Genomic DNA, 7,344 nt, shown 5'->3' on the forward strand with positions numbered 1-7,344 from the left:
CAACAGGTTAAGAGTCGCTTGCGGGGGAGAGAAAAATGAAGGCTGTTTATTCTGCATCCGGCAGCACGGCCACCCGGTGGATGATGCGCTCAAGCACGTGGAGGGTGTCCTCGTCGATGTCCTCGAAGCGAACCCCCATGCCGGGGCCGGCGTTCTCGTGCTGCTCGCCGGGGCGGTTGACCCAGACGACGGTGCCGCTCACGTGCAGGCTGCTGCGGCCGAGCTGCTCGGCTTCTTCTTCGGGGAGGCGGAATACGAGGTCGAGTTCGGTCTCGACATCGAAAGGAGTTTCGGATTTCAGGAAGATGCCCGAACGCGAGAGATTCCCGGCGTACTCCACCAGGTAGTCCTCGTCCGAATCGGCGGGCCGCATCTTCACGGCCATGTTCTCGACCTCATGGCGGGGGTCGTCGCGCCGGTTGACGATGTAGGAAAGCCTCGTCCCCATCTTCGCTCCGCTCGGTTGCTTCGCTTCCTGTAAGTAGCGATTTACTACAGCCGCGCGTCCCGGAGCAAACGGCGCTTACCCGGTCCCCCTGCCCCCGGCGGCGATTCCCGGCTAGGATGAGACCCATGCTGAACCTGCCCACCAGTGTGAAGATCTTCGAGCAGGCGCCCCGCGACGGGCTCCAGGATGTTGGGGACTTCGTCCCAACGGCGAAGAAGGCCGCGCTCGTGCGCCTGCTGGCCGGGAGCGGCGTGGCCGGGATCAGCGTGACGAGCTTCGTCCATCCCAAATGGGTTCCCCAGATGGCCGATGCCGAGGACCTGCTGCGAGAGCTGGGCCCTGCGCCTGCGGGAGTCGTTTATTCCGCCGTCGCCCCCAACGAGAAGGCCCTGCTGCGCCTCATCGAGCTGCCCGAGGAGATCCGCCCCTCGCGTGTGGGGGTTCCGTTTTCAGCGAGCGAGACCTTCCAGCGGCGCAACGTGAACCGCACGACCGAAGAAACCCTGCGCGAGATCGGGCGCCTGGTTGCGCTCGGTCACAAGCACGGCGTCGAAGTGACCAGCGCCATATCCATGGCCTTTGGCTGTCCCTATGAAGGCGACGTCCCGGCCTCCGCCGTGGTCCGTGCGGCCGACGCGCTCTGGACCGAGGGTGTGCGCAGCATCTCGCTGGCCGATACCACCGGCACTTCGAACCCGCTCATGATCAAGGAAATCTGCGGCGCGGTCATCGGCGAGCTGCCCGAGGCCGACATCGGCCTGCACATCCACGACTCACGTGGGATGGGCCTTGCCTGCGTGCTCGCCGCACTGGAAGTCGGCATCACGCGGCTGGACGGAAGCGCCGGCGGAATCGGCGGCTGCCCGTACGCCAGGGGCGCGCGCGGAAACATCGCCACCGAGGACCTCGTGCACATGCTTCACGAAATGGGAATCCACACGGGCGTGGATCTGGGAAAGATTCTTCAGGCGGCGAAGTTCATCGACGAAGAGCTCGGCCTGCCCGTCGCCAGTCAAGTCTACCGTGCCGGGCCCGTGCGGCACGAACCGGCGCCTGAAGCAGACACCTGCGACTAAAGAAGGGCGAGGCATGCCTCGCCCTTCCGGTCATTCCTAGAATGCCGCGCGGATCGCGCCGATGAGGCCGCCGACGAGCAGCACCATCTCGGAGAGGAACGTCACGAGGAAACCGTTCGAGCGCTTCTTCGCCTCTTCGTAGTAGCTCACCGCATACCAGGCGCGCCCGGCGATAAAGGCCAGCCCGACCACTGCCGCCCAGGTGCCGTCCACGTAGGCCGCAAACAGGTAGAGCGCCGGCAGAAAGACGATGAGCTGCTCGGCCGTGTTCTGCTGCACGCGGTAGTAGCGTTCGAACTTGGGGTCCCCGGTGGTGGCCGGCGCCTGGATCTTGCACTCGCCGCGCATCTTTCCGACCAGCAGAATAAAGACGTAGTATTCGAGCAGTGCCAGCACCGCCACGATGGAGGCATAGGCCATTCCGGGGTCACTTGCCGCCTTGCGAAGTCCTTCGAACATGAGTTTCTCCCTTTCGCTCGCCCGAACTTTTTAGAACAATCCCGGATCCGTGTATTCCCCAAAGACCCCGCGCAGCGTGTCGCAGATCTCGCCGATGCTGGCGTAGCTGCGGGCGGCCTCCAGAATCGGTGGCATGAGGTTGGCGTCCCCGCGGGCGGCTTTCTCGAGCTTGGCGAGCGAGTCCTTGACCGCGCTCTGGTTGCGCCCTGCCTTCACCTTCTTGAGTTTCTCGACCTGCCGGCTCTCGTCGGCGTCGGTGATCTCGAGGATCTCGATCTTGTGATCTTCCTCGGGCGGCACGACGTACTTGTTCACGCCGACCATCACCTTGTCGCCTGACTCCATCTGCCGCTGGAAGTGAAGCGCCGCCTTGGAGATTTCCTCCTGCGGGAAGCCCTCTTCAATGGCCGGGATCATGCCGCCCATGTCGTCGAGGCGCTTGAAGTAGGAAAGGCATTCCTCTTCGAGTTCGTCTGTGAGCTTCTCGACAAACCAGCTCCCACCCAGCGGATCGATGGTGTGCACGACGCCCGTCTCTTCGAGGATGAGCTGCTGCGTGCGAAGCGCCACCGTGGCCGCCGTCTTCGTGGGCAGCGAGAGTGTCTCGTCCATGGAGTTGGTGTGCAGCGACTGGGTGCCGCCCAGCACGGCGGCCAGTGCCTGCAGCGCGGTGCGCGCGACGTTGTTGAGGGGCTGCTGCGCGGTGAGCGAGCAGCCGGCCGTCTGCGTGTGGAAGCGCAGCATCATCGAGCGCGGGTCTTTTGCACCGAAACGCTCCTTCATCTCGCGCGCCCAGATGCGGCGGGCGGCGCGGAACTTTGCGATCTCTTCGAAGAAGTCGCTGTGGGAGTTGAAGAAGAAGCTGAAGCGCGGCGCCACGTCGTCGACACTGAGCCCGGCCTCGACCGAGTGCTTCACGTATTCGAGCCCGTCATAGAGCGTAAACGCCAGTTCCTGCGCGGCGGTGCTGCCGGCCTCGCGGATGTGGTAGCCCGAAATCGAAACGGTATTCCAGCGCGGCACGGCCTCGGTGCAGAAGGTCACGAAGTCTGTAAAGATCCGCATGCTCGGGCGCGGCGGGAAGATCCAGGTCTTCTGCGCAATGTACTCTTTAAGGATGTCGTTCTGCGTCGTGCCGCCGAGCTTCTTCCAGTCGGCGCCCTGCTTCTGCGCGACGGCCAGGTAGAAGGCCAGGTTGATCGCCGCAGGCGCATTGGTGGTCATGCTCGTCGTGATGGGTTCGAGCTCGATCCCGTCGAAGAGAGTCTCCATGTCCGCGAGCGTATCGATGGCCACGCCGCAGCGGCCCACTTCGCCGCGCGAGCGCGGATCATCGCTGTCGCGGCCCATGAGGTTGGGCAGGTGGAAGGCCACCGAGAGCCCGTCCTGGCCGTTGGCGAGCAGATACTTGTAGCGCTCGTTGGTTTCCTCGGCCGTGCCGAAGCCCGAGAACAGGCGGATGGTCCAGGGCTTGCCGCGATAGCCGGTGGGATGAATGCTGCGGGTGTAGGGATACTGCCCCGGCCAGGCGATCTCGCTCTGGAAGTCGCGCGCGCCGTCGTCGTCGGGTCCGTACACGCGCTCAATGGGCTTGTCCGAGAGCGTCGTGAAGCGGGCATCGCGCTCGGGGCGTTTGCCCAGCACGCCGGCCAGTTCCTCGGCCGTCCAGCTCTCCTTGGACTCGATGATCTTCTGTAGTTCTTCGCGCGAATACAGCGACATATTAAATCCTGTCACCCGTCGCAGGGCGGGCGAGGCATGCCTCGCCCCTACACAATTACGTGCAGCGACACGCTGGGCCGGGTGATCTCCTCCTGGCAATTAACTCGGTTTGGGGTCACCGGAATGTACCCCTCGTAGGGGCGAGGCATGCCTCGCCCGACGGGGGCAACGTGGCCACTCTAGTGGACCGCCGCCGAGGCGTCGACCGACCCGGACACGTTGAACAACGGCCGCTGACGCGAGAGTCAGCTTCGCGGTTTGAGGACGTGAACGTCGGCGCCCTCGCCCTCTTCGGCCTCGGCGTTCATGGGGACGGTCTCGACGATCTCGAGATCGAAGCCTTCCAGAGCCGGAATGCGACGCGGGTTGTTGGTCAGCAGGCGCATTTTCTTCACGCCCAGGTCGGCGAGAATCTGCGCGCCCAGCCCGTACTCGCGCAGGTGGTCGGGCATGTCGGAGTGGGAAGAGGCGTCCACCGGCTCGGTGATCTTGTTCTCGCCGTGGGCCTGGGCTTCGCGCAGGACGTCGCCGATGCGGCGCGGGGCGCGCCCCTGCATGCTCAGGCACAGCACCACGCCGGCACCCTCGGACTCGACGCGGTCGAGCGCTTCGCCCAGCGAGTCCTTGTTCCACCGGCCGATCTGGTTGAGCAATTCGTTCAGAACAGAGGTCGACTGCACGCGCACCAGCGTGGGCGTGTCGGGCGAGACCTCACCCTTCACAAAGGCGAGGTGTTCGATGTTATTGACGTTGCTGCGGTAGACCACCATGTGGAAGTCGCCGAACTTGAGCGGCACATCCGCCTCGGCGTAGCGCTCGACGAGCTGCTCTTTTACGCGGCGATACTTGATCAGATCCGCCACTGAGACGATGACCAGCCCGAAGCGCTCGGCTACCACTTCGAGGTCCGGGCGGCGCGCCATGGTGCCGTCCTCGTTCATGATCTCACAGATGACGCCGGCCGGGGCGAGTCCCGCCAGCCGGGCCAGGTCGACCGAGCCCTCGGTCTGCCCGGTGCGCTGAAGCACGCCGCCGGGCTTGGCAATGAGCGGGAACACGTGACCCGGACGCGCCAGGTCTTCGGGGCGGCAGTCCTCGCGCACAGCGGTAAGGATCGTCGTCGCACGGTCGGCGGCGCTGATGCCGGTGGTCACACCCTCGCGCGCTTCAATGGAAACGGTGAACGCCGTGGAGAACTGCGCGGTGTTGTGCTCGACCATGGGGCGCAAGTGGAGCTTGCCGGCCTTCTCGTCGGTCAGGGAGAGACAGATGAGCCCGCGCCCGTGGGTGGCCATGAAGTTGATGGCCTCGGGCGTGATCTTCTCGGCGGCGTAGACGAAATCGCCCTCGTTCTCGCGGTCCTCATCGTCGACGAGGATGACGGGCTTTCCCTGGCGAATGTCTTCAATGGCCTGCTCAACACGCGAAAACGGCATGGATGGGGTGCCTCCGGAATGATCGCGGGCGGGGGACCCGGCACGTGTGCCGGGGGCCTGATGCTCCGCGTCAATCGGGAGCCTAGCGCAGGATGGGGGTTGGGGGAAAGGGCTGTTACCTGCCTCCTGAGCGCGTCTCCCAACGCTGAGGGTTGGTGAGGATGTATTCGCGAATCTGCTGGAGTTCTTCTTCGTCGCGAATGATTCGCTCATGGTAGTTCCGCTGCCATACCGGGGCACCGAGCGTCCCGCGGTACTGGTTGATCTTTCGCGCACTTGCCGATTTCAGTGATCCAATGATGGCGCCCAACGACGCATCCGTATCACCCCTCGTAGGGGCGAGGCATGCCTCGCCCTTCCCTCTGTGGGAGTCCGGCACAAGATTCACCAACAGAATTCCATGCACGTGATCGGGCATAACAATAAAGCAATCCGTAGTCACACCCACAAAATGCCGTGGCAACTCTCGCCAGCATTGGCTCACGATGCGTCCGAAATCCGAATGCACGACGGCCGAATTTCGAACTTCGCCAAGCAGGCATGCACGTTCGCTGGTGCAGACTGTAATGAAATAGGCCCCATGTTTTGCGTAGTTGTATCCCTGCAGGCGAATCGACCGACGACGGGGTTGGAAGGAATCACGAATCATGGGATGATTCCAAGCAAAATCCGCACCATCCGCACAGTCGCGGGCGAGGCATGCCTCGCCCCTACAGGTGTTGGTGCGTGCAACGCCTTGAACCGCGCCCCCTACCCCTCGCGTGTCTCCAGGGTGAGCTGTTCGAGCAGCTCGATGGTCTCTTTGGAATTTCTTGGAGTCGGCAAATTCTGCAGCACCGCCCAGATGCGGCGGCCGCGCTCCAGGGCGGTGCGCACCTGGGGCGGGAGGTTTTCGCCGCGATGGAGGTTCGGCGAGGCGGTGCGAATCTTCTCGCGGGCTTTTTCGATCTCGCGCGGGAGGGTTTCGAGCTCCCCCACGGTGGCGAACTCCGGCGAGAGGCCCGTGATCATGGAGTTGTCGTTACCGCCCACCTTGCTGCGCGCATCGTTCTTGTAGATGATGAGCGGCTTGCCCGCGGTCCAGGCCACGGCGGTCTCGACGACGCCGCCTTCGTCTGGGACGCGGCCGTTCATGTTGAAGACCAGCGCATCGCAGACTTCCACGATCTGATAGATGTCCAGGCAGAAGATGGCCCGGTTGATGGCCCGGGTGAGTTTGCTCACCCCCGGCAGATTGGCCGCCGGGTTATTCGCCGAGCCGAGCACGAAGCGCTCGATCCCGTCGCGATGAGGCAGAAACGTGGCGTAGCCCGATTCCTCGAAAATCCGGGCGACCTGAGACATGCCGGCCCGCTCCTCGGGACAGAAGAGCGGGCCGGAACAGTAGATGCATCCCTTGCTCAAGCTTACTCGCCGGCCTTCTTCTTCACGGGCTTGCGCATCACCAGGTCATCGACGCCGACCTTGCAGCCCTGCGTGACGGCCAGGCCGATCACCCCGTGGTCGAAGCGCTCGTCGGTGAATCCGGCGATGAACTTGTCATTGAGGTAGAGCTCCACGTCGGGGCCCACTGCAACGATGCGGACCATGTTTTCGTCGCCATCATCGACTTCCATACCGATGGAGGTCGTGTTTTCCTGAATCCACTTGCGATGGCCGTCGACCCAGGCGAAAAAGTCGTAGGTATTGTCCTGATAGAACTTCACCACGTAGGAATTTTCTTCGAGATAGTCGCCGTTGCTGCGAAGAGAGACCGCCAGACGGTTGAGACGATCGGTATCCTTGGAAAGCCACTCCATCTCGAACTCCAGGATGAAGTCCGTAGCACTGAGCGAGTTGGGATAGAAGCCGTAGGCGTGTCCGTTGTCCTTGTGGGTGGCATCGAGAACAAGCTGGCCACCCTGGTAGGCATCCTCGCGGTTATTGTTGACGCCCACCATGCGCTCGCCGCTGTAGTCATCCTGCACGATGACCTCGCCGCCCACGTAATCGGCGAGCTTGGGCGAGGTGTAAATCACCGGCGGCCGCTCCGGGATCGGTGCCGGAGAGACGAGGTCACCCACCTTCACCGTGTTACCCAGGTCCACCAGGGAGTCGATCTTGGCTTTCGAGCCCTGCTTGCCGGCGCGCTCGATCCGCAGGATTCCCACGCGGGCGTAGTCCTCGAAAATAACCTCGCCGCCGGCGTCGCGCTCGATCTCGC

General features: G+C 63.5%; 8 protein-coding genes. 1 reads left to right on the forward strand and 7 read right to left on the reverse strand.

The features are described from left to right. Positions 1–46: 46 nt before the first annotated feature. On the reverse strand, positions 47–448 hold the full coding sequence (locus tag KDH09_05260; GenBank protein MCB0219084.1) for a PilZ domain-containing protein: 402 nt from the start codon (positions 446–448) through the stop codon (positions 47–49). Between the two features lie 125 nt (positions 449–573). Between KDH09_05260 and KDH09_05265 the strand changes: the two genes are divergently transcribed. Further along, a complete protein-coding gene (locus KDH09_05265) occupies positions 574–1,524 on the forward strand; it encodes a hydroxymethylglutaryl-CoA lyase (protein MCB0219085.1) in 951 nt (316 codons plus the stop codon). 36 nt (positions 1,525–1,560) lie between these two features. Here the strand turns inward: KDH09_05265 and KDH09_05270 are convergent, their stop codons facing one another. The 6 genes from KDH09_05270 to KDH09_05295 all read right to left on the reverse strand — a co-directional run. After that, entirely contained in the window at positions 1,561–1,944 is a 384-nt protein-coding gene (locus tag KDH09_05270; protein MCB0219086.1) for an MAPEG family protein, read from the reverse strand. A 69-nt stretch (positions 1,945–2,013) separates the two neighbouring features. Beyond that, positions 2,014–3,705 (reverse strand): methylmalonyl-CoA mutase family protein, encoded by a 1,692-nt coding sequence (locus KDH09_05275; protein MCB0219087.1) that lies wholly within the window; start codon positions 3,703–3,705, stop codon positions 2,014–2,016. A gap of 245 nt (positions 3,706–3,950) precedes the next feature. After that, on the reverse strand, positions 3,951–5,141 hold the full coding sequence (gene ribB / locus KDH09_05280) for a 3,4-dihydroxy-2-butanone-4-phosphate synthase (protein ID MCB0219088.1): 1,191 nt from the start codon (positions 5,139–5,141) through the stop codon (positions 3,951–3,953). 115 nt (positions 5,142–5,256) lie between these two features. Continuing rightward, positions 5,257–5,790: a transposase gene (locus tag KDH09_05285; GenBank protein ID MCB0219089.1), complete on the reverse strand. Its 534-nt coding sequence runs from the start codon at positions 5,788–5,790 to the stop codon at positions 5,257–5,259. A gap of 101 nt (positions 5,791–5,891) precedes the next feature. After that, a complete protein-coding gene (locus KDH09_05290; GenBank protein MCB0219090.1) occupies positions 5,892–6,545 on the reverse strand; it encodes a nucleoside 2-deoxyribosyltransferase in 654 nt (217 codons plus the stop codon). Positions 6,546–6,547: 2 nt separating this feature from the next. Continuing rightward, the coding region (locus KDH09_05295; protein ID MCB0219091.1) for a hypothetical protein at positions 6,548–7,344 on the reverse strand (797 nt) is incomplete at its 5' end.

This window comes from Chrysiogenia bacterium (assembly GCA_020434085.1).
In the GTDB taxonomy this organism is placed as follows: domain Bacteria; phylum JAGRBM01; class JAGRBM01; order JAGRBM01; family JAGRBM01; genus JAGRBM01.

Bases quoted from the DNA above. Each gene is read 5' to 3' on its own strand.
- KDH09_05260 (MCB0219084.1), bottom strand. From the start codon at position 448: ATGGGGACGAGGCTTTCCTACATCGTCAACCGGCGCGACGACCCCCGC.
- KDH09_05265 (MCB0219085.1), top strand. From the start codon at position 574: ATGCTGAACCTGCCCACCAGTGTGAAGATCTTCGAGCAGGCGCCCCGC.
- KDH09_05270 (MCB0219086.1), bottom strand. From the start codon at position 1,944: ATGGCCTATGCCTCCATCGTGGCGGTGCTGGCACTGCTCGAATACTAC.
- KDH09_05275 (MCB0219087.1), bottom strand. From the start codon at position 3,705: ATGTCGCTGTATTCGCGCGAAGAACTACAGAAGATCATCGAGTCCAAG.
- ribB (MCB0219088.1), bottom strand. From the start codon at position 5,141: ATGCCGTTTTCGCGTGTTGAGCAGGCCATTGAAGACATTCGCCAGGGA.
- KDH09_05285 (MCB0219089.1), bottom strand. From the start codon at position 5,790: ATGATTCGTGATTCCTTCCAACCCCGTCGTCGGTCGATTCGCCTGCAG.